The 25,589-nt window shown below is 71.0% G+C and carries 25 protein-coding genes; 11 read left to right on the plus strand and 14 right to left on the minus strand.

All coding sequences use genetic code 11. The annotated features are described in order from the left end of the window. Positions 1-163: 163 nt before the first annotated feature. Positions 164-526: a DUF1801 domain-containing protein gene (locus tag P3L51_RS22665; protein WP_354607118.1), complete on the plus strand. Its 363-nt coding sequence runs from the start codon at positions 164-166 to the stop codon at positions 524-526. A gap of 70 nt (positions 527-596) precedes the next feature. On the opposite strand, the gene P3L51_RS22670 is transcribed toward P3L51_RS22665, so the two are convergent. From P3L51_RS22670 to P3L51_RS22680, 3 genes are all read right to left on the minus strand, one after another. Beyond that, the gene (locus tag P3L51_RS22670; RefSeq protein ID WP_354607119.1) at positions 597-1,655 is read right to left on the minus strand and encodes a glutathione S-transferase family protein; all 1,059 of its coding nucleotides are present in this window, start codon (positions 1,653-1,655) and stop codon (positions 597-599) included. 123 nt (positions 1,656-1,778) lie between these two features. Continuing rightward, on the minus strand, positions 1,779-3,032 hold the full coding sequence (locus P3L51_RS22675; RefSeq protein WP_354607120.1) for an RNA polymerase sigma factor: 1,254 nt from the start codon (positions 3,030-3,032) through the stop codon (positions 1,779-1,781). Next, positions 3,029-3,391, minus strand: coding sequence for a YciI family protein (locus P3L51_RS22680; RefSeq protein ID WP_354607121.1), 363 nt, complete (start codon positions 3,389-3,391; stop codon positions 3,029-3,031). Before P3L51_RS22680 ends, P3L51_RS22675 begins: the two co-directional genes overlap by 4 nt. Positions 3,392-3,644: 253 nt before the next feature. Between P3L51_RS22680 and P3L51_RS22685 the strand changes: the two genes are divergently transcribed. Further along, complete coding sequence (locus tag P3L51_RS22685) at positions 3,645-4,439, plus strand: nucleotidyltransferase domain-containing protein (RefSeq protein ID WP_354607122.1); 795 nt, start codon at positions 3,645-3,647, stop codon at positions 4,437-4,439. Between the two features lie 15 nt (positions 4,440-4,454). Here the strand turns inward: P3L51_RS22685 and P3L51_RS22690 are convergent, their stop codons facing one another. From P3L51_RS22690 to P3L51_RS22725, 8 genes are all read right to left on the minus strand, one after another. Next, positions 4,455-6,098, minus strand: a complete 1,644-nt coding sequence (locus P3L51_RS22690) for a glycoside hydrolase family 13 protein (RefSeq protein ID WP_354607123.1) — start codon at positions 6,096-6,098, stop codon at positions 4,455-4,457. Next, complete coding sequence (locus P3L51_RS22695) at positions 6,095-7,111, minus strand: glycoside hydrolase family 130 protein (RefSeq protein ID WP_354607141.1); 1,017 nt, start codon at positions 7,109-7,111, stop codon at positions 6,095-6,097. The genes P3L51_RS22690 and P3L51_RS22695 overlap by 4 nt, the downstream gene beginning before the upstream one ends. Positions 7,112-7,201: 90 nt before the next feature. After that, positions 7,202-8,035, minus strand: coding sequence for a carbohydrate ABC transporter permease (locus P3L51_RS22700; RefSeq protein WP_354607142.1), 834 nt, complete (start codon positions 8,033-8,035; stop codon positions 7,202-7,204). Between the two features lie 86 nt (positions 8,036-8,121). Next, on the minus strand, positions 8,122-9,072 hold the full coding sequence (locus tag P3L51_RS22705; RefSeq protein ID WP_354607124.1) for a carbohydrate ABC transporter permease: 951 nt from the start codon (positions 9,070-9,072) through the stop codon (positions 8,122-8,124). A gap of 14 nt (positions 9,073-9,086) precedes the next feature. Continuing rightward, positions 9,087-10,430, minus strand: a complete 1,344-nt coding sequence (locus tag P3L51_RS22710; protein WP_354607125.1) for an ABC transporter substrate-binding protein — start codon at positions 10,428-10,430, stop codon at positions 9,087-9,089. Positions 10,431-10,432: 2 nt separating this feature from the next. Further along, entirely contained in the window at positions 10,433-11,491 is a 1,059-nt protein-coding gene (locus P3L51_RS22715; RefSeq protein WP_354607126.1) for a LacI family DNA-binding transcriptional regulator, read from the minus strand. 338 nt (positions 11,492-11,829) lie between these two features. Next, a complete protein-coding gene (locus tag P3L51_RS22720; protein WP_354607127.1) occupies positions 11,830-14,013 on the minus strand; it encodes an MMPL family transporter in 2,184 nt (727 codons plus the stop codon). A gap of 5 nt (positions 14,014-14,018) precedes the next feature. Then, positions 14,019-14,234 (minus strand): hypothetical protein, encoded by a 216-nt coding sequence (locus P3L51_RS22725; protein ID WP_354607128.1) that lies wholly within the window; start codon positions 14,232-14,234, stop codon positions 14,019-14,021. Positions 14,235-14,438: 204 nt separating this feature from the next. On the opposite strand from P3L51_RS22725, the gene P3L51_RS22730 reads away from it, so the two are divergent. The 5 genes from P3L51_RS22730 (at position 14,439) to P3L51_RS22750 (ending at position 19,655) form a co-directional block, all read left to right on the plus strand. After that, on the plus strand, positions 14,439-15,614 hold the full coding sequence (locus P3L51_RS22730) for a sensor histidine kinase (RefSeq protein WP_354607129.1): 1,176 nt from the start codon (positions 14,439-14,441) through the stop codon (positions 15,612-15,614). Continuing rightward, on the plus strand, positions 15,589-16,260 hold the full coding sequence (locus P3L51_RS22735; RefSeq protein WP_354607130.1) for a response regulator: 672 nt from the start codon (positions 15,589-15,591) through the stop codon (positions 16,258-16,260). Before P3L51_RS22730 ends, P3L51_RS22735 begins: the two co-directional genes overlap by 26 nt. Before the next feature lie 384 nt (positions 16,261-16,644). Further along, on the plus strand, positions 16,645-17,844 hold the full coding sequence (locus P3L51_RS22740; RefSeq protein WP_354607131.1) for a hypothetical protein: 1,200 nt from the start codon (positions 16,645-16,647) through the stop codon (positions 17,842-17,844). A 354-nt stretch (positions 17,845-18,198) separates the two neighbouring features. Continuing rightward, complete coding sequence (locus tag P3L51_RS22745) at positions 18,199-18,714, plus strand: lytic polysaccharide monooxygenase auxiliary activity family 9 protein (protein ID WP_354607132.1); 516 nt, start codon at positions 18,199-18,201, stop codon at positions 18,712-18,714. Between the two features lie 218 nt (positions 18,715-18,932). Further along, positions 18,933-19,655, plus strand: a complete 723-nt coding sequence (locus P3L51_RS22750) for a chitinase (RefSeq protein WP_354607133.1) — start codon at positions 18,933-18,935, stop codon at positions 19,653-19,655. A gap of 142 nt (positions 19,656-19,797) precedes the next feature. On the opposite strand, the gene P3L51_RS22755 is transcribed toward P3L51_RS22750, so the two are convergent. After that, complete coding sequence (locus tag P3L51_RS22755) at positions 19,798-20,724, minus strand: AraC family transcriptional regulator (protein ID WP_354607134.1); 927 nt, start codon at positions 20,722-20,724, stop codon at positions 19,798-19,800. An 81-nt stretch (positions 20,725-20,805) separates the two neighbouring features. Here P3L51_RS22755 and P3L51_RS22760 point away from each other — a divergent pair, with 81 nt between their 5' ends. Then, complete coding sequence (locus P3L51_RS22760) at positions 20,806-21,699, plus strand: NAD(P)H-binding protein (RefSeq protein WP_354607135.1); 894 nt, start codon at positions 20,806-20,808, stop codon at positions 21,697-21,699. 16 nt (positions 21,700-21,715) lie between these two features. On the opposite strand, the gene P3L51_RS22765 is transcribed toward P3L51_RS22760, so the two are convergent. Next, positions 21,716-22,126 carry a DUF3592 domain-containing protein gene (locus P3L51_RS22765; protein WP_354607136.1) on the minus strand — a complete coding sequence of 137 codons (411 nt, stop codon included), beginning with the start codon at positions 22,124-22,126 and terminating at the stop codon, positions 21,716-21,718. Positions 22,127-22,751: 625 nt separating this feature from the next. Further along, complete coding sequence (locus P3L51_RS22770; RefSeq protein ID WP_354607137.1) at positions 22,752-23,072, minus strand: hypothetical protein; 321 nt, start codon at positions 23,070-23,072, stop codon at positions 22,752-22,754. A 102-nt stretch (positions 23,073-23,174) separates the two neighbouring features. Between P3L51_RS22770 and P3L51_RS22775 the strand changes: the two genes are divergently transcribed. The 3 genes from P3L51_RS22775 to P3L51_RS22785 form a co-directional block, all read left to right on the plus strand. Further along, positions 23,175-23,948: a hypothetical protein gene (locus P3L51_RS22775; RefSeq protein WP_354607138.1), complete on the plus strand. Its 774-nt coding sequence runs from the start codon at positions 23,175-23,177 to the stop codon at positions 23,946-23,948. Beyond that, complete coding sequence (cseB, locus tag P3L51_RS22780) at positions 23,948-24,679, plus strand: two-component system response regulator CseB (RefSeq protein WP_354607139.1); 732 nt, start codon at positions 23,948-23,950, stop codon at positions 24,677-24,679. Before P3L51_RS22775 ends, cseB begins: the two co-directional genes overlap by 1 nt. A gap of 2 nt (positions 24,680-24,681) precedes the next feature. Further along, the coding region (locus P3L51_RS22785; protein ID WP_354607140.1) for a histidine kinase dimerization/phospho-acceptor domain-containing protein at positions 24,682-25,589 on the plus strand (908 nt) is incomplete at its 3' end.

Below are 25,589 nucleotides of genomic sequence, written 5' to 3' on the forward strand. Positions count from 1 at the left end.
GTCCTGTCCGGGCCCGGCAAGATCGCCCGGACAGGGCCCGGGCCCGGCAAGTCCCGTACCTGATCCCGTATCTGGTCCGTCCGATCTCGCTGCCGAGCGATGAGTTTCGTCCACGCCCACGGTCAACACCCCAGTTGCTTTCACCAAGCGGAGGTTGATCACCATGGCCAGGTTCGAGACCGTCGACGCGTACATCGCCTCCCTCGACGACTCCCTGCGCGGCGTCGCCGAGGACGCGAGGAAGATCGTGGACGCGGCTCTGACCGGTGTGGACGCGGCCATGTGGCACGGCCATCCGGTCTGGGGCCTGGGCGCGGCACCCGGCGAACGGCCCGTCGCGCTGATCAAGGCGTACAGCTCCTACGTCACCTTCGGCCTCTGGAAGGGCCAACGGATCAACGACCCTTCCGGCCGGCTCGATGCCGCCTCACGGGAGATGGCGAGCGTCAAGCTCCGTTCCGGGGAGGACATCGACGTGGAGCTGTTCACCGACTGGCTCCGCCAGGCGCGCGAGCTGGAGGAGTGACGAGGGGCACCGGGGTCCGGCCCCGGCGCGCCCACGGGGGTGGCGCGCCGGGGCCGGCGGCGTACCGCTGTCAGGGACGTCCCGCCGCCGGGACCTCCTCGCCCGCCGGCACCGGCCCCGGCGGGGTCCCGTTGCCGAAGGGCCTGCCGCCCAGCTCCTCGCGGTGGTGCGGTGTCAGCCAGCCGGAGAGATCGGGTCCGAGGGGGACGATGCCGGTGGGGTTCACGCCGGTGTGCACCAGGTAGTAGTGCCGCTTGATGTGGTCGAAGTCGACCGTGTCGCCGAAACCGGGTGTCTGGTAGAGGTCCTTCACGTACGCCTGGAGCACCGGGTCCTCGGTCAGCTTGGCGCGGTTGCACTTGAAGTGCCCGTGGTAGACGGCGTCGAAGCGCACCAGCGTGGTGAACAGCCGGATATCGGCCTCGGTGATGGTGTCCCCGACCAGATACCGCTGACCGGCCAGCCGCTCCGACACCAGATCGAGCCGGCGGAACACATCGCGGTACGCGCGCTCGTACTCACCCTGCTCCGACGCGAAACCGGCCCGGTACACACCGTTGTTGACGTCCCGGTAGATGCCCTCCATCACCTCGTCGATCTCGTCGCGCAGCGGTTCCGGGTAGAGGTCGGGCGCGCCGGGGCGGTGCAGCGCCGTCCACTCGGTCGCGAGGTCGAGCGTGATCCGCTGGTAGTCGTTGGTGACGAGCCGCCCGCTCGGTACGTCCACGATCGCCGGCACGCTGACGCCACCGGGGTAGCCCGTCTCGCGCGCGTCGTACGCCTCGCCGAGGAAGCGGATGCCCAGTACGGGATCGCGGCCGTCGGGGTCGAGGGTGAAGCGCCAGCTGCGGTCGTCCTGGATCGGGTCGGTGATCGCGAGCGAGAGCGCGTCCTCAAGCCCGAGCAACCGGCGTGACACGAGGGAACGGCTCGCCCACGGGCACGCGCGGCTCACCACCAGGCGGTAGCGGCCCGCCTCGACCGGCCAGCCGTCGCGGCCGTCGGCGGTGATGCGGTCGGCGAAGTGGCTCCTGGATCGCTTGAAGGGTTTCCTGCCGTACGAGGCGTTCCCGTCCGTCCCCTTACCGTCGGTCCCCTCGGTTTCCGTGGCGTCGGTCGAGTCGCTCATGGCCAATCCTTCCCCGGTTGGCCCCGCGGAGAGCCGGGGCCGGAGCTCGATCATCGACCGGCCGCTCTCCGGCGCTCTGTTCCACGCTGTCCAGCACGCGCGGAAACACACATACGGACGCGGTCAGGCGGGGCTCTCCAACCGGTGGGCCCGTTCGGTGAGATGGCGGCGTTCGGGGGTGCTGGTGGTGCGGCGGGCGGCCTCGCGGTAGGCGGTCACGGCGGCGGCGCGCTCCCCCAGCAGTTCCAGCAGATGAGCGCGGGTGGCCAGGAGGCGGTGGTGCTGCGCCAGGCGCTTGTCGCTCTCCAGCGTCGCCAGCAGGGCGAGTCCGGCGGACGGGCCGTGGACCATCGCGACGGCGACGGCCCGGTTGAGCGTGACCATCGGATTGGGCCCGTAACGCTCCAGGAGGTCGTAGAGCATCAGGATCTGCGGCCAGTCGGTGGCGTCGGTGTGCTCGGCCTCGTCGTGCACGGCGGCGATGGCCGCCTGGAGCTGGTACGGACCGACCTGCCCGCGCGGCAGCGTGGCGCTGATCAGCGCCACGCCTTCGGCGATGAGCCGGCCGTCCCACCGGCCGCGGTCCTGCTCGGCCAGCGGCACCACTTCGCCGTGGGGCCCGGTGCGGGCCGGGCGGCGTGCGTCGGTCAGCAGCATGAGGGCGAGCAGGCCCGCCGTCTCGGTGTCGTCGGGGACCAGGCGGTACAGCAGCCGGGTGAGCCGGATCGCCTCGGTCGACAGCTCCGGGGCGGTCAGACCGGAACCGCCGGTGGTGGTGTAGCCCTCGTTGAAGACGAGGTAGAGAACGTGCTGTACCTCTTCGAGCCGCTCCTCGCTCTCCGCCCCCGCCGGCAGCGACATGACGGCACCGGCCGCCTTGACGGTCTGTTTGGCCCGGCTGATGCGCTGGGCCATCGTCGTCTCGGGCACCAGGAAGGCCGCGGCGATCTGAGCGGTGGTCAGACCGCCGACCGCGCGCAGGGTCAGCGCGATGCGGCTGGGCGAGGACAGTGCCCGATGACAGCAGAGGAACAGCAGCGCCAGGGAGTCGTCCCGGTCCGTGGCGGACACGGTGTCGGCGGCCGGGGCGAGCAGGGCCGCCTGCGGGGTGGCCGGCGCGAGGGCGTTCTCGCGGCGGCGCCGCGCCGCCTCGCCGCGCACCTGGTCGACCAGCTTGCGGGCGGCGACGGTGACGAGCCAGCCCCGCGGATTGGCCGGCGTCCCCTCCTCGGGCCACTGCAGCGCGGCGGCCAGCAGCGCCTCCTGCACGGCGTCCTCGCACACGTCGAAGCCGTCGTACCGGCGGACGAGCGTGCCGAGGACCTGCGGCGCCAGCTCGCGCAACAGGCCCTCGACCTCTTGGTGCCCGACGGTCACAGATCCGCCGCGGCCTCGTGCAGGATCGGCCACAGCTCGACCGGGTCCGCGTCCGCGAACGGGATGTCCGCGGCGATCTCCTGGGCCCGCTCCAGGCTGTCGCAGTCGAGGATGTAGAAGCTGGCGATGTACTCCTTGGTCTCCAGGTACGGGCCGTCGGTGACGACCGGCGCGCCGTCCTTGCGGCGCACGAGTTGCGCGTTGGCCGCGTCGGCCAGGCCGTACGCGCCCAGGAGTTCACCGCTGTCGCGGTACTTCTCGTTGAACGCGCCCTGCTTGGCGATCGCCTTGGGCCACTCCTCGGCCGGGAAGTTGTCCCACTTGGCCTGGTTGCCGTAGATCATCACGATGTACTTCATTTCCGGTGTCCTCCCGGTCTCGCGCGCCCCGTCGGCGCGCTGTCACCCCTTGGTCGGAACGGGAAGCGGGTCCTCGACATCCGACGACGGATTTCTTGAACATATTCTCCGCCCCGCCGGTGAGCGGCGCGAACTCCCGGCCGCCGGCAGTCCCGCCTCCTGTGGAGATCACGCCTGCGGGCTGCGTGTAGAACAGTGGGGTGTCCGGATCGATCACTCCCTTCTCACGCAGCACGGATTGGTTCCCCGCCTCATGAACGCAGTCAGTGACACCGCCGGCGACGGCGACCGTGAATTCCTCGACCGCACCGCCGACGTGCTCGCCGCGCTGCCCGCCGTCAAGGCCGTGACGCTCGGCGGCTCACGCGCCCAGGGCACCGAACGCCCGGACAGCGACTGGGACTTGGCCGTCTACTACGAAGGCGGGGACGAGGGGGACTTCGACCCGGCCGATCTGCGGGCCGTCGGCTGGTCCGGCGAGGTCTCCGAGATCGGCGGCTGGGGCGGCGGCGTCTTCAACGGCGGCGCGTGGCTGACGGTCGAGGGCCGCAGCGTCGATGTGCACTACCGCGATCTCGCCGTGGTCGAGCACGAACTGGCCGAGGCGGAGGAGGGCCGCTTCCACAGGGAGCCGCTGATGTTCCATCTCGCGGGCATCCCCAGCTATCTGGTCGTCGCCGAACTGGGCATCAACCGGGTGCTGCGGGGCGAACTCCCCCGCCCCGACTATCCGGCGGCGCTGCGCCGGACGGCGCCGGAGCGCTGGCTGGGCGACGCGCGTATGACGCTCGGATACACGAAGGCCAACCATGTCCCGTACGGCCGGCTCACCGAGGTCGTCGGGAATCTCGCCCTCGCGGCGACGCAGACGGCGCACGCCGTACTGGCGGCGCGCGGCGAGTGGGTGACGAACGAGAAGACGCTGCTGCGGCGGGCGGGGCTGCGGGACGTCGACATGATCACGTCGGAGCTGAGCACGGATCCCGGGGAGCTGGCCGGTTCGGTCGCGGAGGCCGAGGCCCTGTTCGCCTCGGTCTCCGCGTACTGAGCGTGCGGGAGTGGATTACCGGCGCAGCCATACGGCGGTGTCCGCGGGCAGCCGCCCCTCATCGGTCAACGGCCCGCTCGCCAGGACCACTTCGGCAGCCTCGAAAGCGTCGGGAAGGGGTACCGCGTCGGGGCCGAAGTTCACGGCACAGAGCAGCCCGTCCCCCCGGTCGAACGCCAGGTACGAGGCGTCCGGCGGCGACAGCGGTCGCAGGGCGCCGCCGTCGGCGGCCTGCGAGGAGCCGGACCGCCGCAGCCGCAGCGCGGCCCGGTACAGCTCCAGCATCGAGCCGGGATCGCCGCGTTCGGCGTCAGCCGTCAGTCCGGCCCACCCCTCCGGCTGCGGGAACCAGCAGTCGGCCGGGGCGGCCGAGGAGAACCCGTACGGTGGCTGCCCGCCCTCCCAGGGCAGCGGGACCCGGCAGCCGTCCCTCCCCCGCTCGGTCCCGCCCGATCTCCGCCACACCGGGTCGCGCAGCCGGTCGTCGGCCAACTCCACCTGTGGCAGGCCCAGTTCCTCGCCCTGGTAGACGTACGCCGTGCCGGGCAGGGCCAGCATCAGCAGCGCGGCGGCCCGCGCCCGCCGTACGCCGGCCGACCCGCCGCCGTAGCGGGTGACCGGGCGGACCGCGTCGTGGCTGGAGAGCACCCAGGTCACGGGGGCGCCCACCGCCGTCATGGCGGCGGTGGACTCCTCGACGACGGCGCGGATCGCCGCCGGCTCCCACGGGCACTCCAGGAACGCGAAGTTGAAGCTCTGGCCCATCTCGTCGGGGCGCACGTAGCGCCCGAGCCGGGCGGGGTCGAAGACGGCCGCCTCGGCGACGAGCAGCCGCTCCCCGGGCGGGGCGGAGCCGGGCGGCCCGGCGGGGTGAGCGGCGAGCAGCGTGTGCCAGCTCCGGTAGAGGGGGTGCAGTTCGTCACGGTCGTAGTACGGCATCAGATGGTTGCGTGCCGGGTCCTCGTGCTGGCCGGGGCCCGCGTCCGGCAGGGCCGGGTCCTTGAACAGGGCGTGGGCGACGTCCACGCGGAAGCCGTCGACACCGTGGTCCAGCCAGAACCGCAGGATCCGCTCGAAGTCGGCCACCACATCGGGGTGGTGCCAGTTCAGATCGGGCTGCTCGGGCGCGTGGAGATGCAGATACCACTCGCCGTCGCCGGCAGGCGTCCAGGCCGGGCCGCCGAACGCGGAGCGCCAGTCGTTGGGCGGCTCCCCGCCCCGTACGCCGCGGCCCGGCCGGAACAGATAGCGGTCCCTGGTCGCGGCTCCCGCCGGCGCGGCCAGCGCCTCGCGGAACCAGGGGTGCGCGTCGGAGGTGTGGTTGGGGACCAGGTCGACCAGCACCTTCAGCCCGAGGGCGTGCGCCCGCGCCGCGAAGGTGTCGAAGTCGCCGAGCGTGCCGAGGTCGGGCGCGACGGCGGTGTGGTCGGCGATGTCGTAGCCGGCGTCGGCGAGCGGGGAGGGGTAGAACGGCGTGAGCCACACGGCGTCCACGCCGAGGTCGCGCAGGTACGGCAGCCGGTCGGTGGCGCCCGGCAGATCGCCGGTGCCGTCGCCGTCGGAGTCCGCGAAGGAGCGGGGGTGGATCTCGTAACAGACGGCGTCGCGCCACCACGGACCACGCGCTCCCTCGGCCCCACCCTCGCTCTCCGAGGTCATACGACGCGCTCCAGACGGGCCACCCCGATGTGCGCGTCGGCCATTCCGTAGAAGACGTGGTGTACGCCGTCGATCTCCTCGATCGCGGTGGGGAACACGACGTTCGGTACGGTGCCCGAGCGCTCCTCCTCGGTCTCGGGCGCCATCAGCGGCTCGGCCGAGCGGGCGAGCACCACGGCCGGATCGGCGGGATCGAGGATCATCGCGCCGGCGGCGTAGCTGACCTTCTGGATCTGCTCGAAGGGGTCCTCGATGGTGCCGGAGACTCCGTGGTGGATGAGGAGCCAGCCTTCGTCGACACGTATCGGCGCGGGGCCGGCGCCGATCTTCAGGCTCTCCCAGGGGTGTTCGGACAGCGCCACCAGCCGGTGGTCGCGCGGCCGGGTCAGGGCGGTGATGTCCCGCTCCACCTCGGCGGCGGGCACGTAACTGATCCAGATGCCGGGCCGCTCGTCGGTCAGTCCGGCCGGCAGGTGGACGCCCTCGCCGGGGCGGAACCAGCCGAGGTCCCACATCGGGCGGTGCAGCATCGCGTACGCGGGCTCGCCGTCCGGCCCCGGGACGGGCTCCGGGAAGTGCACGACGTCCTTGTTGGGGAAGAGGTTGAGGTCGGTGTCCAGGTCGGGCTGGTAGCCGAACTGGACGGGGCCGAGCCGCCGCCAGTTCGTGAGGTCGTCGGAGACGGCGAGCGCGGGCTTCGGGCCGAGCGGGCCGTAGGCCACGTACGACATGACGTGCAGGCCGAGCGCCGGGATCCAGGTGACACGGGGGTCCTCGACGCCCGCGTTGTTCTTCCCGCGTTCCCAGCCGGCGTCGGGGGCGAGGACGACGCCGCGCCGTTCGATGCCCGTCGGGACGCCGTCGGTGAGGACGACCTCGGCGAGGCCGACGCGGGAGACGTTGCCTTCGGACACCAGGCGGGGCAGCAGGTGCAGCGTGCCGTCGGGGGTCCGGCCGGATGCGGGGTTGAGCACTCCCTCGGTCTCGTTCGGCTCGCCGGGGAGGGGCGACATCACCACGCCCTGCCGCACGAGGCGGAAGGGGATGGTGGTGCCGAGGGTGGCGGGGGTGCGGGGGGAAGTGTCGCTGTGGTGCACGGTGGGTCAGCCCTTTGTTCCGGAGTCGATGTCTGTCTGGGTGAAGTGGCGCTGGAAGAGGAGGAAGAGGACCACGGCGGGTACGGCCAGGACACAGGCGCCCGCCATGAGGGCGCCGGTCGGGTTGGCGACGGTGCCCTGGAGGTTGCTCATGAATCCGGCGAGGGACACGGCGAGCGGTTGCATGTCCGCGTTCTTGGTCACCAGGAACGGCCAGAGGAATTCGTTCCACGGCCCGATGAAGGTCAGCAGGGCGCCGCTGAGCAGCGCGGGCCTGACCATCGGGATGGCGATCTGCCACAGGATGCGCAGCTCGCTCGCCCCGTCGATGCGGGCCGCCTCGAAGAACGTGGCGGGCACCTGGAGGAAGAACTGGCGGAAGAGGAAGACGGCGGTCGAGTTGATCGCGAAGGGGAGGATCATCCCGAGGTAGCTGTCGCCGAGCCCGTAGTCACGTACGACCAGGACGTACAGGGGCAGCATCAGCAGTTGGAAGGGGACGGTCTGGATGAGGAGGAGTACGGCGAAGAGCGTGCCGCGCCCGCGGAACTGGAGCCGGGCGAGGGCGTAGCCCGCGAGTACGCCGAAGACCATCGTGCAGAGCAGTACGCCCATGGTGAAGACGCCGGAGTTGACGAGTGAACGGCCCAGCGAGATGGCGCCGTTGATGCTCTCGTAGTTGCCGGTCGTGGTGTTGCCGGGGCGTGGGACCGCGCCGTCGAGGTCGCCGCTGGTGACCTTTCCCAGCGAGCCGACGACCATGTAGTAGAAGGGGAAGAGGAAGGCGACCGCGCCGAGGGTGAGCACGGCGAGACGCAGCGGGCGCCCGCCGCCGACCATGACGCGGCGCACGACGCCCCGCCGGGGGCGCGGTGACACGGAGGGCTCGACGGACGCGGTGGCGGGGGCGGCCGTGTCGGCGCTCATCACTCGGCTCCCTTCTCGGTGAACTTGCGGGCGACCAGGGCGAGTACGACCACGAAGACGACGAGCACGACGCCGAGCGCCGCCGCGAAGTCGGGGTGGGCCTGCTCGATGCCCTTCTGGTACATGACGAGGACGGGTGACGACGAGGCGTGGTCGGGTCCGCCGCCGCCGGTGAGCAGGTAGGGCTCGCTGAAGAGGTTGGCGCCGGTGATGATGGCGAAGACCGTGACGAGGGTGGTGGCGTGGCGTACGCCGGGCACGGTCACCGACATGAAGGAGCGGACGCGGCCCGCGCCGTCGATGGACGCGGATTCGTACAGCTCTCTGGGGACGCTCTGGAGCGCGGCGAGGTAGAGCATCACGAAGAAGCCGAGCTGCTTCCAGGTGACGAAGACGGCGATCACCGGCATCGCGAGGCTGGAGTTGACCAGCCAGGACGGGTCGGGGGCGAGGCCGCCGAGGACGGTGTTGAGGAGTCCGTCGGCGCCGAAGATGTACTGCCACACGGCGACCAGTGCCACGCTCGCCGTGACGTACGGCAGGTAGTAGGCGGCCCGGAAGAAGGACCGGAAGGGCAGCTTGGCGTTGAGCGCGCTCGCCAGGACCAGCGCGAGGACCACCGTCAGCGGGACGTTGATCACGAGGAAGATCGCGATGTTGAGGAAGGACCGCTGGACGACCGGATCGCTGAACACGTCCTGGTAGTTGCGCAGTCCGACCCACGGGGTGTCGATGTCGGTGCCGGGCGCCGTGAAGTAGAAGCGGTGGAAGGAGATCCAGATCGTGTAGCCGAGGGGCACGGCGAAGACGGCGGTGACGAACAGGACGTACGGCGAGACGAAGAGGGCGCCGATGCCCGGCAGGCGGAGGCGGAGGCGGGCGCGGGCCGCGCCCTTCGGGGCGGGGATGCCGGTCGTGCCGGTGGTGCCGGTGGTGCCGGTGGTGCTCATACGGGCCTCAGTCCTCAGTACTCGTCGAGGAGGGATGTGATGTCCCGCGAGAGCCTGGGCAGCTCCTCGCCGGTGGGTTCGCGGCCGAAGACGACCGAGCGGGTCCAGCCGTCGCGCAGGGCCTGCCAGACGTCGATGGAGCCGGCGACGGCGGGGACCTCGACGGTCCGGTCGGCCTGGTCGGCGAACTCTTTGTAATCCGGGTTCTCGGCGAACCAGTCGGCGTAGGTACGGAGGAGGTCGGGGCGCATCGGCATCTGGCCGGTGTCGGCGAGGAAGGCGCCGTCCTGTTCGCGCGATGTCGCGAACTTCATCAGGTCCCAGGCGGTGGCGCGGTTCTCACAGGCGCTGAACATCGCGACGGACTTCTCGTCGCTGAAGGTGGAGATCTTGGAGGCGGGGCGCCCGTCGGAGGTCGGGACGGGGACGACGCCCCAGTCGATGCTGTCCTTGTACGTCGCGACGGCCCAGGGTCCGACGGTCGACATGGCGGTCTTGCCGCCACCGAGCGCGTCGCCGGGGAAGGTCTCGTTGGGGGCGAGCTTCTCCCGGTAGATGGTCCGCCAGAAGTCGAACACGCGCCGGCCGGCCGGGCTGTCGAACTGGGGCTTCCCGTCCTCGACGAGCGACGTGCCGCCGCTCTCCGCGATGAACGCCGGATAGAAGTCGAACCAGGACTGGAAGAACTCGGAGGTCGGCGCGGGCCAGATCGCCGCGTCGGCCGCGCCGCTGTCGACGATCTTCCGTGAGCTGTCGAGGAACTCGTCGTACGTCCCGAGCTTCGGGTTCTCGGGGTCCAGTCCGGCCTTCCGAAAGATGTCCTTGTTGTAGAGGATCATCACCGGATTGCTCTTCCAGGGCAGCTGGTAGTAGGAGCCGTCCTCGAAGCGGTACTGCCCGGCGCGGTCGCCGGTGCGGGACTCGATGTACCGCGCGCCGTCGGGGAAGTCGTCCAGCGGGACGAGCCCGGCCTGTTTCTGGAACTGCGGTACGGACGCGGGCGAGGTGTTGAAGACCAGACAGGCGCTGTTGCCCGCGATGATCGACGCGCTCAGGGCCTCTTCGGAGGTCTTGCCCGCGGGTATCTGCTGGGAGCTGACGTGCTGGTCGGGGTGTGCCTTGTTCCAGCTCGCGATCATCTTCTCGCCCCAGACGACCTCCTGGGCGTTGTTGGACAGCCATACGGTGATGGGTCCGCGCGCGTCGGCGGCGGCGGCGCTGTCGGGGCCGGAGCGGGAGCACGCGGCGGCGGTACCGGTGAGGGCGAGCGCGAGAAGGACGGCCGCGGCTTTCGTACAGGAGGTACGGGCGGTACGGGAGATACGGGGCGTGCGTGGCGTGCGTGGGGTGCTCGGCATGGCTACTCGCTCCGTACGGGGGTGGCGGTGGTCGCACTCGGGTCGGGCGCGGGGCCCATGGAGCCGCGCCGTACCAGCTCCGCCGGGGGCAGCGCGACATCGTCGGCCCGCCCCTTGGCGATGACCTCGTCCAGCGCGCGGGCCGCCGCGGCCCCCCAGCCGAGTGCGTCGGCGCGCGCGGAGGCGAGCGGCGGGTGGGTGTACTCGGCGAGCGGCGTGTCGTCGTAGCCGACGACCGACAGATCGCCGGGGACGCCGAGGCCGAGCCGCTGGGCGACGGCGAGACCGGCGGTCGCGGACAGGTCGTTCGCGTAGATCACGGCGGTGGGGCGGCGGTCCGGGGCGAGCGCGAGCAGTTCGCGGGTGGCCCTGGCGCCGCCTTCGGCGGTGAAGCCGCCGGGCAGGACGGGGCCTTCGGGCAGGCCCGCCTCCCGCATGGCCAGCTCCCACGACTCACGGCGGCAGCGGGCGTGGCGGAATTCCTGCGGTCCGGCGACGTGTGCGATACGCCGGTGGCCCAGGGCGGCCAGTTCCCGTACGGCGGCGGCGAAGGCGGGCCGGTCGTCGAGACCGACGGCGCACAGTCCTCCCGCCCCGCCGGGATCGCCCACCACGACGGCGGGCAGGCCGAGTTCGCCGGTCAGCGCCGGGCGGGGGTCGTCGACGCGCAGGTCGGTGAGGAGGACACCGTCGACCCGGCGGTCGGCGGCGAGGCGGCGGTAGGTGGCTTCCTCGTCGGCGGGCTCGGTGACGTGGAGGACGAGGGCGTCGCCGCGCCGGGCGAGTACGGATTCGATGCCCGCGATGAAGGCGGGGAAGAAGGGGTCGGCGCCGATCGCGTCGGTGTCCCTGGCCAGTACGAGCCCCAACGCCCCGGCCACACCGCGGGACAGCGCCTGGGCCGGCCGGCTGGGCCGCCACCCCAGTTCCTCCGCCGCCTCCAGAATGCGCCGCTTGGTCTCCTCGGCGAGTCCGGGTCGGTCGTTCAGTGCGAAGGAGACCGAACTGCGTGACACCCCGGCCCGCTCGGCGACGTCTGCGATGGTCGGACGCCGGTCCATGGAGTCTCCCTGACATCGATTGTTAAACCGGTTTAACTCGAACGTAATGGCAGTACTGAAGCGGTTTAGCTCCGGAGATGTCAAGGGTCCGGTGTCCATTGCCATCGAATCGAGGCGTTTGACGGCGAACCCAGCCGTTTCGGCTTCGTTGACAGCGAACCAGCTCAACCGTCGGCGGCCCGGCGGGATCGCCGGGCCGCCGCCCGCACCCGGGCAACCGCCCAGGCCGGATTTCTCCGACCGCGCGCGGGTCACGACGTGCATGTTCGTGACCCGCGCCGCTGTTCGCCGCGGAGGCGACGTGGGCTTGTGGGGATCTGAATCGCGTCGAGGCGAGGTCAGTTGCGCTCGGGGCGTTCGATGGACACCTTGGGCAGTTTCCGGGCCAGCGGTGCGGGGAGCCACCACGCCCACTTGCCGAGCATCTGCATGACGGCGGGAACGATCAGGCATCGGATGACCACGGCGTCGAGCAGGATGGCGACGGCCAGGCCGAGTCCGAACTGCTGGAGCATGCGGTCGGAGCTGAGGACGAACGCCCCGAAGACGAACATCATGATGGCTGCGGCGGCGGTGATGACCTTGCCGGTGGAGGCGAGCCCTTCGCGTACGGATCGCGAAGGGTCTCTGGTGCCCATCCATTCTTCGTGGATGCGGGAGATGAGGAAGACCTCGTAGTCCATGGAGAGCCCGAACACGATCGCGAAGATCAGCGCTGGAATGAAGGCTTCGATGGGGCCCGATTGTGCTCCGAACCAGCCGTGCTGGAAGACCAGGATGATCACGCCGAGGGCGGCGGAGATGGACAGCAGGTTCAGGATGGCGGCCTTGACGGGGATCCAGATGGACCGGAAGACCAGGAGGAGCAGGAGCGAGGAGACGCCGACGACGACGGCGACGAACAGGGGCAGCCGGTCGGCGAGTGTCTCGGAGACGTCCTGGGAGGCGGCCGTGGAACCGCCGACCAGCACCTCGGCGCCGGTGGTGTGTTCCAGAGGCGGGGCCACATCGTCGCGCAGGTGGTGGACGAGGTCCACGGTGCCCTCGTCCTGCGGAGAGGTCGTCGGGTAGACGAAGACGGTGGACAGGGCGCCGTCCGCGGAGGGCATCGCGGGGCCGGCCTCGGCGACGCCGTCGGTGGTGGCGAGCTTGGCCTGGACAGCCTTGCCGGCTTCTTGATCGCCCTTCACCAGCACGATGAGCGGGCCGTTGAAGCCGGGGCCGAAGCCCTCGGCGAGCAGGTCGTACGCGTGCCGGGAGGTGGTCTCCTCGGGGTCGTTGCCGGAGTCGGCGAAGCCCAGGCGCATGCCCAGTGCCGGTGCGGACAGCGCCAGAAGCGCGATCACGCCGACCAGCAGCGTCGGGATCGGACGTCGCTGTACGGCGCGTGCCATGGCGCGCCAGCGGTTGCCTTCGATCTTGCCCTTCTTCGTGACCTCGGCCCGCTGCTTGAGCACGAGGCGCTGGATGCGCTTGCCGAACAGAGCCAGCAGTGCGGGCAGCAGCACCAGGGAGGCGGCCATGGTGATCAGGACGGTGATGGCCACTGCGAGGGCGATGCCCCGCAGGGAACCGAGTCCGAGGGCGACCAGGCCCAGCAGGGCGACGATGACCGTGCACCCGGCGAAGAAGATCGTGCGGCCGGCGGAGTCGAGGGCCTTTCGGCCGGCCTCCGCGGGCTGGGCACCGGCCAGGAGTTCATGGCGGTAGCGGTAGAAGATCAGCAGGGCGTAGTCCACGCCGACGCCGAGGCCGACGAGCATCAGGATGGGCGGAGTGAAGTCGGCGACGGTGAAGAGGTGCGAGGCCAGGGAAATCAGGCCGATGGCGCCGCCGACCGCGAACAGCGCGGTGATCAGCGGCAGTGAGGCCGCCAGCAGTGAACCGAACAACAGCACCAGGATGACCAGGGCGGCCACGATCCCGGCGAGTTCGGCGGTCGGGCCCGCCTTGTCCTCCGCATTGCGCGCGGCCTCGCCGCCCACCTCGACCTGAAGGTGCTCGGTGGCGATGCTCCGCGCGACATCGATGATCTTGGCGACGTCCTCCTTGGGGACGTCTTCGGTCTTGCCGTCCAGTGTGACGGACGCGTAGGCGATCGTTCCGTCCTTGGACACCGCCGAGGCATCGGCGAAGGGGCTGCGCACGTCGGCGACCCCCGCCATGTGTTTCACCTTGGCCAGCATCGGCTCGACGCCGGCCTGGGCGCTCTTGATGCCGGCGGTGTCCTTGAAGACGATCTCGACGCTGTCGCCCGCCTGGTCACTGCCGTGCTTCTTGAACAGGTCGGTGGCCGCCTGGGAATCGGTGCCCGGCAGCGAGAAGTCGTTCTGATACGCGGAGCCGGCAGCGGTGGAGCCCAGCGTGATGGCAGCCAGAACGGCCACCCAGAGCAGGACGGCGGCCCAGCGATGACGCTGTGCCCAGCCGGCCAGGGCACCGAACCGTCCGACGGGCGCGGACGCGGCGTCCTGTGGCGCGGGCGGGGCCAGGGACGCGGCGGAGCCGCGGGGGGAAGACATGATGCCTACCTCGAATTCGAGCGAGTGTTGCCTGGAGTCATCGCCACGCCCACGACCGCGCCAGTCAGAGCGGGTACACCGAGCGCCAGCCCGGCGAACGCGCCAGTGACCGTGATCGAGCACGTGCCGGCGGCGGTGACCAGCAGAATTCCGGCAGCGATACCCACGAGCACGCCGACGAAAGCGGCGCTGATACGGGGTGGGGTGAGGGGCGACGACATGCGCTCAATCGTGCTCGCGGACCCCGGGCGCGGGCGTCGGCCCACGGCTGACAGTCGGCCTGCACCAGCGGTGGGAGGCGGCAGTTGGGGCCGTACACCAGCAGATGTACGGCCCCGGCTGCCGCGTACCTCTCCAGCACGCATCCGAGACGCAATCCGGACATGCAACCCGAGGTCCCGACCGGCCGCAGGCAGAATGAAGCAATGCCGCACCTCCGTGCCACCCGCCGCCGCCTGCCCGGAGGGCCATGCGCCGACATGGCGCTCGCCGGGTTCGTGCTGGTGCTGGCAGGGGTGGCCGAAGGGCAGCGACTGGGCGCGGACCGGGACGCGACCACGTCGGTGATCGGCTCCTGGTCGCTGGCGGTGGTGGTGTGCGCGGCGCTGCCTCTGCGCCGCCGCCACCCGGTGGCGGTCGGCTGGTTCACGGTGCTCGGCACAGGCGTCTACTACCTGCTGAGCACGGTCGACGGCCCGCTCGTCCTGATCCCGATCGCCGCGCTGTACACGCTGGCGGCCCAGGGACGGATCCAGGCGTCGGTCGCCATGTCCGCGGTGATGGTCATCGGCGTGGGGGCGGGAGTTCTGGTTGGCACCGGCGATGTCAACGGCACGGCGGTGTTCATGCTGACCGGCTGGCTGGTCGCGGTGGTGGCACTGGGCTCGATGCGCAACGGCCGGGTCGCCTACGCCGAGGAGGAGGCGAGGCTGCGCGCCACACAGGAGCGGCTACGCATCGCTCGCGAACTGCACGACGTGATCGGCCACAACATGTCGATGATCCACGTGCAGGCTTCGTCGGCCCTGCACCGGATACAGAAGGACCCGGCCCAGGCGCAGGAAGCGCTGGCAGCCATCAAGCAGGGCAGCAAGGACGGCCTGCGGGAACTGCGCGCCACCCTCGGCGTACTGCGGCAGGTCGACGAAGAGGCCCCTACCGCCCCCTCGCCGGGTCTGTCCAGGATCGACGAGCTGGTCTCCTCAGCGGCTCGGGCGGGCATCGACGTACGCATCGAGCGGAGCGGAGCCCACTCACCGCTACCGGCAGCGGTGGACCTCGCCGTCTACCGCATCGTCCAGGAATCACTGACCAACGCCGTCAAGCACAGCGGCGCCCGGCACGTCGTCGTCCGGATCCACCACGATGACCGGGCACTGACGCTCAGCGTCCAGGACGGCGGGCAGCGCGCGGCCCGCGCCGGACAGGGAGGCGGAAGCGGGATCGCGGGCATGACGGAACGGGCGCGCGCACTGGGCGGAACGCTGAGCGCCGAGCCCGGCAGGGCCGGCGGGTTCATCGTCCGGGCCCGACTACCGTTCTCAGACCATCACGAGCCGATCGGTGGAACAGTCGATGATCAGGATCCTGCTGGTGGATGACCAGCGTCTCGTGCGTGCGGGGATCCGCGGCATCCTCGACGACGAGGACGACCTGCACGTGGTCGCCGAGGCCGCCGACGGGCAGAGGGGACTCACAGCCTGCCGTGAACTGCGACCCGACGTGGTGCTGATGGACATCCGCATGCCCGGTATGGACGGACTCGAAGCCGCTCGCCGAATCGCCGAGGACAAGCAACTCGCGGCGGTGAAAGTGGTCATGCTGACGACCTTCGACCTCGACGAGTACGTGTACGGGGCCCTGCGAGCCGGCGCCACGGGATTCCTTGTCAAGGACAGCGAACCGGCGGAACTCCTGCACGCGGTGCGTGTCGCCGTGCGAGGCGACGCGCTCATCAGCCCCTCCATCACCCGTCGGCTCATCGCCGAATTCGCCGGGCGCCCGGACCACACCCGCAAGCCCGATCAGCGCCTCGATGCCCTGACCAGCCGCGAACGTGAAGTCATGCGGCTGATCGCCGCCGGATGCACCAACGCCGAAATCGCCGCACGACTGGTCCTCTCGCCTCTGACCGCGAAGACCCACGTCAGCCGCATCATGGCCAAACTCGGCGCCCGGGACAGGTCCCAGGTCGTGGTCATGGCCTATGAGTACCGCATGGTCAGCCCCGGTTGGCTCACGGACTGAATCCCCGCAAGCGGACTCGGTCCGTGGGGTTCCTCGCCGGGCGACGCAGTCGTCGCGGGTCACGGTGTTGTTGAGCCAAGAGGGCCCCACCAGCCCCCTTGCCGGTCAAGTTCGCCGTCGCGGGTCGGCGCTGGGCGGACGACCGGATTCGGTGTCCAAGGACATCCGGACCACATCGGACGTCCGGCGAAGAGGAACGGTCACCGTCCGGGACGGCGGCCTCCGTGTGCGCGACCGGGGACCCCTCTTATGCCGCACATATCGCGTTCCGGATGGCGCGGCCCCGACAGGTGTGGGTTTGTTGTAGCAACGCGTGCGTGCTGATCACGCACCGTGACCGACACGGTGTGCCTACCCGTGAATTCGACGCAAGGGAGCCGCGCCATGCCGCTCGACCCCACGACCCCCGCCGGCGACGACCACCCCCACGAGGAACCGCTCCACCCGGACGCCGAGAGGCGCGCGGGCTCGCGGGAGCCGGTCGACGAGTCCGGCGAGGAGCCCATACGCACGCTGCTCTGGACGGCCGCCACGTACCGGCCGCTGGAGGAAGTGGCCGCACTGGTGATGCTGCTCAAGCGGACCGGTGAAGTGCCCAACCCCGGCGACGAGGCCCTGCGGGTCGCCGCCGTGGCCCGTCCCATCGACGAGGTCATGCAACTCGTCGCCATGCTGAACGAGCCGCCGCACGAGATCGACGAGGCGGACACGACACTGCGCGCCGTGGCCGTCGGCCGGCCGATCGAGGAGGTGGCGCAGCTGGTGGCGTACCTCGGCACCCACGAGAACGAGCCGCCCTTCGCGACCGCCCACCGGGACGTCGGGCGCGGGGAGCCGTCGCCGACACTGTTCGGGCGGCCCGGCGAGGAGGATCCGCGCGACACGCGCACCCACGACACGCACACCCACGACACGTACAGCCGCGACCCGGAGCACGACGACCGCGACGGCTTCGCCGAACGCGCGGCCCACGCCGCTCGCGGCGCCGGGGCCGGGCACACCGCGCCGTGGACGAGCGCCCCGGCCGGTCCGCCGCGCGAGGTCCCGAGCCTGGCCCCGCCCGCCGACGGCCGGCCCCCGGCCGGGTCGCGGGAGCGTACGGCGTCGTTCGCCCCGCACTCCCCCTTGCGGTCGCCCCTGCGCCGGCCCGCCGCCGCGGCGCTGTTCGCCTGTGGTGTGCTCCATCTGCCGACGGACGTCGCCGGCCTGCGGTCCGGCGGGTACGCGGAAGCCGTCTCGCTCTGCGTCACCGTGCTCTGTCTGGTGTTCGGCGTCCGGCTCGCGGTGGCCGACACGGCGCGGGTCTGGGCGGCGGGCGCGGCCACGGCCGTCGGGATCATCGTGGCTCATACGCTGTCGGGCCTCGGCTCGGTCGATCTGCTCCGGAGCGGTCCGGGCGGGGACCTGGGCTGGGCGACTCCGGTCGCGGTCGGCTGCGCCGCGGTCGCCCTGCTGTTCTCGGGCCTGGTTCTGATGGTCCGTCAGAGGGTCACGGCGGAGGCGGAGCGGAACGCGGCGCGGAAGGCGGTTCAGCGGGCGCCGCGGAGGCCGGCGCCGACGACGGGCACCGCCAACGACGCCTGAGAATCGGCACCTCACACCCCGTCCCCCGTTCGCGGTCTGTCACCGGCCACGAGCGGGGGACGGTCGTGTCGCGACACCCCTTCACCCGTCCCACCGGCCAGGACCGTGCCGTACCACCGGTCCAACTGATCGTTCACACAGGGCTCTTGACGTGAACGCGGCGGCCTGTATGGTCTAGGCCAAGTGGTAGAGACCTTTGCTGAATGCAGGCGCCAATGGCTGCCTTCGGACAAGGCCGCCTGCCATTGCCCTTCGCGCCTCTTGGCCCCACACCTGAGAGGCCCGCCCGAGCCGTACTCATGTCCCCCCACGGACATGTACAGCCCGGGAAGACCTGATGTGAAGGAGTAACGCATGCACTCGAAAAGGAAGATGGCCGTCGCCCTCGGTGCGGTGATCGCGCCGATCGTCGCGATAAGCCTTCCGGCGGGTTCCGCGAGCGCCCACGGTTACATCTCCGACCCGCCGAGCAGGCAGGCGCAGTGTGCCGCCGGAACCGTCAGCTGCGGTGACATCAAGTACGAGCCCCAGAGCGTCGAAGGCCCCAAGGGCCTGACCAGTTGCAGCGGCGGGAATTCCCGCTTCTCCGAGCTGGACGACGACAACAAGGGCTGGGCGGTGACCCCGATCGGCTCCAGCCAGAACTTCAACTGGAAGATCACCGCGCGGCACGCCACCAGCACCTGGCAGTACTTCGTCGGCGGCCAGAAGGTCGCGGAATTCAACGACGGCGGCGCGCAGCCCGGCGCGACGGTCACCCACAACGTCAACTTCGGTGGGATTTCGGGCAAGCAGAAGGTTCTCGCGGTCTGGAACATCGCGGACACCGTGAACGCGTTCTACACGTGCATCGACGTGAACATCGGCTGACGAATTCTCCCGCGGGGCCGGTAACCACGATCCCTCCGCCGAAGAATCGCTGACCGTTCGAACGCGTTCCACCGGTGCCCCTCCCTGCGCCGGACCGTGTCCGATCCTCGCGCCGGTGAGCCCCTGATCTGCCAGAAGGGGCTTACCGGCGCCGCTCCACCCACCCCCCACACCCTGGGCCGCGGCATGTTCCGAGGCCCTTCCAAGGAGTGAATCCCTTGCGCAAGCGCCTTATCGGCCTGCTCGCCGCGACAGCGTCGGCCGCCGCTCTCTCCCTGACGTCGCTCGCTCCTTTCTCGTCCGCCGCCGAGAAGGGCGCCGCCGACTTCATCGTCAGCGAGTCGCAGTTCAACCAGATGTTCCCGAACAAGAATCCCTTCTACACCTACGGCGGGCTGAACGCCGCGCTCAGCGCGTACCCGGGATTCACCGGGACGGGCAGTGACACCGTACGTAAGCAGGAGGCCGCGGCATTCCTGGCCAACGTCAGTCACGAGACCGGTGGACTTGTCCATGTGGTCGAGCAGAACACCGCCAACTACCCGCATTACTGCGACTCCTCACAGCCTTACGGCTGCCCGGCGGGCAACGACAAGTACTACGGCCGCGGGCCCATCCAGCTGAGCTGGAACTTCAACTACAAGGCCGCGGGGGACGCGTTGGGCATCGACCTGCTCAACAACCCCGATCTCGTGCAGAACGATTCCGCCGTCGCGTGGAAGACCGGCCTCTGGTACTGGAACACCCAGAGCGGTCCCGGCACCATGACGCCGCACAACGCGATCGTGAACGGCGCCGGATTCGGCGAGACGATCCGCAGTATCAACGGCAGTATCGAGTGCAATGGCGGAAACCCCGGCCAGGTGCAGAGCCGTATTGACAAGTACACCCAGTTCGCCGGAATCCTCGGCGTGGAAACGGGTGGCAATCTCAGCTGCTGACGCGGCCCTGGAACACCGATGAGGGGTGGCACCGCCGTCGCCGGCGATGCCACCCCTCATCGCTGCCGCCCGCGCTGTCTGTCGGCCTCGCCGTCGCCTCCGGTGCGCTCGCGCCGCCCGTCGACGCCATCAGTTCTCCACGCTACTGCCGCCCCACCGGCGCCTCCTGGGCCCCGGACGTGGCGGCCGCGCGGTGCTCGCTCGGCGTGACATGTCGCAGCCGCTTGAAGGCGACGCTGAGCGCGAAGGTGTTGGCGTAGCCGACCTGTCGGGCGATGGCGCCGACCGTGTCGTCCGTACCGCGCAGCAGGTCGGCGGCGAGGGAGATGCGCCACCCGGTGAGGTACGTCATCGGCGGCTCACCGACCCGTGCGGTGAAGCGGCGGGCCAGCGCGGCGCGCGAGACCCCCGACTCGGCCGCCAGCTTCGCGACCGTCCACGCGTCGGCCGTACGGTCGTGGAGCAGCCGCAGCGCGTGGCCGACGACCGGGTCGTCCGCCGCTCGGTACCAGGGCGGCGCCTGCGTCTGCGGCCGGTCGAACCAGCCGCGGAGCGTGGAGATGAGCAGCAGGTCCAACAGCCGGTCCAGTACGGCCTGTTGGCCGGGACTCTCGCGGGCGATCTCGGCGGCCACGAGCGCGAGCACCGGCGAGTGGCAGTCGGCGTCCCGGATGACCAGGACGGGCGGGAGCGCGCGGAGCAGCCGTTCGCTGACGCCTCCCTCGTTCTCGTAGGCGCCGCTGAGCAGCACGGTCGCGCCGTCGGGGACGGCGGCCGGATCGCTCGTGCCGCAGTAGGCGGCCCGGTCGATCACGGCGCGGGGCGGGGTGCGGGGGTCGTCCGCGACGGTGTACGGCGCCGAGCCCCGGACGAGCGCGATGTCCCCGGCGCGTACGCGCACCGCGTCGCCCTCGGCGGGGACGAGCCACGCGTGCCCGCGCAGCACCGTGGCGAGCGTGAGCGGCGCACCGGAGGCGAACCGCAGCGACCACGGCGAGGTCATGGCCGTACGGCTGAACAGGGCGCCGCGCGCCCGCACTCCGTCCAGCAGGTTCGTCAGCACGTCCATGCCGGTCAGCGTAGACGCTCAGACATCGAAGTGAGCCCGACGGCCATGGATCGTCTCGGTTTGGGCGGCTTGACTGGGCCCATGAGAGACGAACTGATTCTGGTGGTGGGCGGTACGGGTACGACCGGCGGCCGGGTGGTGGCCCGGCTGCGCGAGCGCGGAGTCGCGGTGCGGGTGGCCTCGCGCGGCGGTGCGCCGCGTTTCGACTGGACCGACCGGACGACCTGGGACGGGGCCCTGGACGGTGTGACGGCGGTGTACGTCGTGCCGTTCGACGGGGAGTCGCTGACGCGGCCCTTCGTCGAGCGTGCCGTGGCGCGCGGCGTGGAGAGGATCGTGCTGCTGTCGGGGCGCGGAGTGGATGTGCCGGGGTACGCCGGGGAGGCGAGCCTGGCGGGCCCGACGCACATCGACGGCGAGGACGCGGTGCGCGCGCTGGGCACCGGGAGCGGCACCGGCACCGGCACCGGCACCGGCACCGGGTGGACGATCGTGCGGCCGGCGTGGTTCGCGCAGAACTTCAGCGAGGGCTTCTTCCTGGAGGCGGTCCTCACCGGTGAACTCCGGCTGGCGGCGGGCGACGGCGCGGCCTCCTTCGTCGACGCCGAGGACATCGCGGCCGTCGTCGTGGCCGCGCTCACCGAAGACGGCCACGACGGGCGGACGTACGAACTGTCGGGTCCCCGGGCGCTGACGGTCGCCGAGGCGCTCGCCGAGATCTCCGCGGCGGCCGGGCGCGAGATCCGTTATGTGCCGCTGTCCCCCGAGGAGTTCGTCGCCGAGCTGAGGGACCAGGGTCTGTCGGCCGCCGAGGCCGCGGACTACGCGGAGTCGCTGTCCCCGCTGCGGCGGGGGCTGGACAGCCATGTCTCCGACGGCGTACGGCGCGTGCTCGGACGGGAGCCCCGCGACTTCCGGGACTTCGTGAACTCGGCGGCGGCGGAGGGCGCCTGGCGCACTCGGGAGGCCGGCTGAAGGCCGGTCGGCGCCGTCAGGCCGCCAACCGGACCGCGACGGAGATCCCGCCGGCCATGAACGCGGCGCCGACCAGCATGAACACCACCTGCACGCCGTGCCCGTAGCCATCGATCCGCATCCGTTCGGGGCGTCGCGGGTCGTAGCGGAGCCGTACGGGAGTACCGGGCCGGAACCTGCCCACCCATGACCGCCCGTACGTCGACTCCACCTCCATGTGCCGGCCGTCATCGGTGACCCAGCCGACCACCGGGCGGTGGATCCGACCTCCTTGTCCGTTGTGCGTCGTCTCCAGCCGGACCACCTGGCCCGACGCCCGGACTCCGTCGCGCCACAGGGCGAGCGACCGCCAGAGACCGGCGAACCCGATGCCGAAGACCACGGCGCCGACGACGGCGAACCCGAGGGGGAACAACCAGCCAGTCACAGAACACACTCCCTCGCGGCGCCGCTCACGGTCGCCGGTCAACTTCCGTACAGGTCAGGACGGGTCACGGAGACCGCCGGTTGCTCCTTCCGGAGGTGAGGCGGCGGTCGGGTCTCGGCCGTAGGGGTTAGGGGTGTACCCAGCAACACCCCAGACCGGGGTCGTACGCCCAATGTGCCCCCCTCCGATCGTGCGTAACTTCTACGTGTGGCACAGAGAGTGTCCCAGGGAGAGAGAACGACCATGTAGCCGTACGAGCAGGACCGGGGATCCGGTCGGCCATCGTGGGGATCGGCGCCGCGGCGACGATCGTCACGAACATGGCCCCCTCCTACCGGACCCCGCGTCCCCCCGCTGTTGAGGCGGTGGCACCGAACGCCTGATGCAACCCCCCGCTCAGGCGCGGAGATGTCACACGCTCACGCCGCAAAGGGCAGTCGCATCCAGCGACTGCCCTTAGTGGCGTCCGCGGCCGGTTCCGGCTCAAGACGTCGGCTCAAGACGTCGGCTCAAGAGGTCGGTTCACGACCTCGGCTCGCGACCTCGGCTCGCCGTCGACGCACCCGCTTTCAGCGCGCGGTCGCGCTGTCCGGCGTCGAGTCCGCGGCGTCCGGCGGGTGGAGACTCAAGCCGACTCGGGCCCGTTGATCTTCTCTATCGCCTGCCTGGCGTGTTCGCCCGGCGTGCGGCCCGCGAGCGACGACACCGGGGCCGGTGGCGCCCCGACGGGCCGGCCGGGCTCCTGCGGAGGTTTCGCGTGCGTGGCCGAGCGGCTGCGCAGCCGGTGACTGACCGCCTCGTCGAGGCTCACGGGACGCTGCATCTGGTGCGCCAGCCGGCCGGCCTCCTGGCCGAGCGCCGCGACGTCCTCCCACTGGAGACGGACGACGAGACGCAACTCGGCCTCACCGTCCGGGAGGGCTTGCAGATTGATGTACTCGTTCATGGGCCGGTCTCCTCGACATGGGCAGGGGCGGAGGTGCACAGAGGGATACGGGCGTCTCCCCCGGCATGTTCAGGAACCCGGCCCCGGTACGCTGACCCGTCTATGCGCCGCTTCCCCCACACCGGCCCGCCGCGGCGCGGCCGGCCCCTCGCCCTCGCCGCTCTGGCCGTCGCGACGGCCCTCGCGGGGTCCGCCGGCTGCGCGGCCGAGACCGGGGCACGGGACGGCGGCCCGGCGCCCAGCCTGTCGCCGCCGGTCAGCTCAGCGCCCCTGTGGCCCGACTACGCGCCGCCGGAGCCGCCGACGAGTGGGGAAGCCGAGAAACAGAGCCTCGAACGCTATCTGCCGGTCAAGAACGTCACCGTGCCGACGGGCGGCCTCAGGAAGCTGTCGGTACGGCAGTTGCTGACGCGGGACCCCAACGTGCCGGACTTCGTGCGTAGCGCGCTGCGGAACTGCCCCGGGTCCGGGTGCGGTCTGCGCGAGCCCGTCTACAAGGACCTGACCTCCGACGGGCAGGACGAGTTGGTGGTGGCGCTCGACGAACCGGCCTCCGGGCTCACACTCATCCAGGTCTACCGGGCGTCCGGCGACACCGTGCGCCCGGTGCTGATCAACTTCGGGCCTGTCGGGCTCACCGGCGAGACCTTCGGCACGGACCTGATCCTCACGTCGGCGGGCCAGACCGGCCGGGTCACCACCCGCTACCGGTGGAACGGCGAGGTGATGACCGTGGAGAATCCGTGGAAGGGGTCGGACGACGGCCCTCGGGCGGCCGATCCACTGGCTCCCGAGAAGGCGATGCCCCCGGAGGAGGCGCCCGTTCAGCGACCGCGCTCCGTTACCGGCACCGAGACCTGGGAGCCGACACCGTGATGAGACCGGCACGTTCGTCCCGGCCCCCCACGGCGGCGGAGGCACATCTGCTCCTGGTCGAGGACGACGAGGTGATCCGCAACACCGTGCGGATGCTCCTGGAGCGGTACGGATTCACCGTGTCCACGGCGGCCGACGGGCTCACGGGGCTTGAGATGTTCCGGGAGACCCAGCCCGACCTGCTGCTGCTCGACGTCATGCTGCCCGACCTCGACGGCATCGGACTGTGCCGCCGGGTCCGGGAGTTGAGCCTGGCGCCGATCCTCATGATGTCCGCGCGCGGTGACGCCCTCGATGTCGTGTCGGGGCTGGAGGCGGGCGCCGACGACTACGTGGTCAAACCCTGCGAGAGCGCGGTGCTCGTCGCCCGTATCCGCTCCCTGCTGCGCCGGGTCTCGTTCACACCGAGCGGCCCGGGCGCGGGCCCCGACGCGCAGGTGGACTCCACCGTGCTGGCCTTCGGCGATCTGACGGTCGACACCCGGGGCATGGAGGTTCGGCGCGCCGGAGAGGTGGTCGCGCTGACGCCCACCGAGCTGCGGATGCTCCTGGAGTTCGCGGGTTCACCCGGAGTCGTACTGGAGCGCCGTACGCTGCTCAGCCGGGTGTGGGACCACGCCTGGCACGGCGACACCCGGGTCGTCGATCTCCATGTGCAGCGCCTGCGGGCGAAGATAGGCGCCGGCCGGATCGAGACGGTCCGCGGCTTCGGCTACAAACTGCGGCGCTGACGATGGCCCTCAGATGGCGGATCGCGGCGCTGGTGGCCGCTGCCGCCTGCGCGGTCGCCGCGGCCGTCGGCGTACTGGTGCACGAGTTCTCCCGGAACCGTGAGCTGTCGCAGGCGCGTGAGTCCGCCCGCGTCACCCTCGACCGGGCCGCGCTGAACTACGCCCGTACCGGCGACGTCCAGGGCTCGGGCGCGATCCTCGACGCGCCGGGACTGCCCGGTGGTCTGCGGGATCTGGTCGCGGAGGGGCGCCGGGGGACGGAGTACACCACCGGGTCCGCCGGGCCCGCGATGTGGGCGGCCAGACCCGCCGGGAGCCGGGTGCTCTCCGTACGTGTCGATCTGACCACCACGATGCGCGACATCGGCGCGCTCGACGCGAGCATCGTCGTGGCCGGTCTGATCACCACCGCCGTGGTGCTGCCGCTCGGGGTGCTGACCGCCGGGCGGATGAGCCGCAGGCTGCGTACGGCCGCCGGTACGGCGCGCCGTATCGCCGCCGGGGATCTGGACGCGCGGATCGCGGCGGGACCACGGCCGCGTGACGAGATCGCCGACATCTCCACGGCCGTGGACACGATGGCCGGAGCGCTCCAGAAGCGGCTCCTCGGCGAGCAGCGCTTCACCGCCGACGTGGCGCACGAACTGCGTACACCGCTGATGGGGCTGGTGACGGCGGCCGAACTGCTGCCGGAGGGTGAGGCGGCCGGATATGTGCGCGACCGGGTACGGGTGCTGAGCACGCTGGTCGAGGAGTTGCTGGAGATATCCCGGCTGGACGCGGGGGCCGAGCACGCGGATCTGTCGCCGTGCCCCGTCGAACCGCTGGTGTGCGACGTCGTGGCGCGCACAGGGCTGGACGCGAAGGTCGTCGTGACGGGAGAGGACGGGGATCCGGGCGGGGACTGTCT

It is taken from the genome of Streptomyces panacea (assembly GCF_040560175.1).
GTDB classification, from domain to species: domain Bacteria; phylum Actinomycetota; class Actinomycetes; order Streptomycetales; family Streptomycetaceae; genus Streptomyces; species Streptomyces panacea.